Source organism: Niallia circulans NBRC 13626 (assembly GCF_001591585.1).
Taxonomy (GTDB): domain Bacteria; phylum Bacillota; class Bacilli; order Bacillales; family Cytobacillaceae; genus Niallia; species Niallia circulans.
This window is the reverse complement of the sequence record NZ_BCVE01000052.1, coordinates 1-1,641: the sequence shown is the minus strand read 5'-3', so window position 1 is coordinate 1,641 and position 1,641 is coordinate 1. Positions and strand designations below refer to the sequence as shown.

Annotated in this window: 1 rRNA gene; it reads right to left on the bottom strand. The window is 50.0% G+C overall.

Going from position 1 to position 1,641, the window contains the following annotated elements:
• Nucleotides 1-1,641 (bottom strand): 23S ribosomal RNA (locus BCI01S_RS24415); the annotation flags it as partial.

Genomic DNA, 1,641 nt, shown 5'->3' with positions numbered 1-1,641 from the left:
TAAATCTCGCTAGAGGCTTTTCTTGGCAGTGTGGAATCAGGAACTTCGGTACTATATTTCCCTCGCCGTCACAGCTCCGCTTATGTGGTAATGGGATTTGCCTCATTACCAGCCTAACTGCTTGGACGTGCTAATCCAACAGCACGCTTACCCTATCCTCCTGCGTCCCCCCATTGCTCAAACGATTTAAAGGTGGTACAGGAATATCAACCTGTTGTCCATCGCCTACGCTTTTCAGCCTCGGCTTAGGTCCCGACTAACCCTGAGCGGACGAGCCTTCCTCAGGAAACCTTAGGCATTCGGTGGATGAGATTCTCACTCATCTTTCGCTACTCATACCGGCATTCTCACTTCTAAGCGCTCCACCAGTCCTTACGGTCTAGCTTCAACGCCCTTAGAACGCTCTCCTACCACTGACATCATAGATGTCAATCCACAGCTTCGGTGATACGTTTAGCCCCGGTACATTTTCGGCGCAGAGTCACTCGACCAGTGAGCTATTACGCACTCTTTAAATGGTGGCTGCTTCTAAGCCAACATCCTGGTTGTCTAAGCAACTCCACATCCTTTTCCACTTAACGTATACTTTGGGACCTTAGCTGGTGGTCTGGGCTGTTTCCCTCTTGACCACGGATCTTATCACTCGTAGTCTGACTCCCAAGAATAAGTATTTGGCATTCGGAGTTTGTCTGAATTCGGTAACCCGATGGGGGCCCCTAGTCCAAACAGTGCTCTACCTCCAATACTCTAAATCTTGAGGCTAGCCCTAAAGCTATTTCGGAGAGAACCAGCTATCTCCAAGTTCGATTGGAATTTCTCCGCTACCCACACCTCATCCCCGCACTTTTCAACGTGCGTGGGTTCGGGCCTCCATCCAGTGTTACCTGGACTTCACCCTGGACATGGGTAGATCACCTGGTTTCGGGTCTACAACCACATACTATTTCGCCCTATTCAGACTCGCTTTCGCTGCGGCTCCGTCTCTTCAACTTAACCTCGCATGTAATCGTAACTCGCCGGTTCATTCTACAAAAGGCACGCTATCACCCATAAATGGGCTCTAACTACTTGTAGGCACACGGTTTCAGGATCTATTTCACTCCCCTTCCGGGGTGCTTTTCACCTTTCCCTCACGGTACTGGTTCACTATCGGTCACTAGGGAGTATTTAGCCTTGGGAGATGGTCCTCCCTGCTTCCGACGGGATTTCTCGTGTCCCGCCGTACTCAGGATACACTCAAGAGGGAACGAAGTTTCGACTACAGGGTTTTTACCTTCTACGACTGACCTTTCCAGATCGATTCGTCTACCCCGTTCCTTTGTAACTCCATATAGAGTGTCCTACAACCCCAAGAGGCAAGCCTCTTGGTTTGGGCTAATCCCGTTTCGCTCGCCGCTACTCAGGGAATCGCGTTTGCTTTCTCTTCCTCCGGGTACTTAGATGTTTCAGTTCCCCGGGTCTGCCTTCAGTACCCTATGTATTCAGGTAAAGATTCTATCCCATTACGGATAGAGGGTTTCCCCATTCGGAAATCTCTGGATCAAAGCTTACTTACAGCTCCCCAAAGCATATCGGTGTTAATCCCGTCCTTCATCGGCTCCTAGTGCCAAGGCATCCACCGTGCGCCCTTTCTAACTTAAC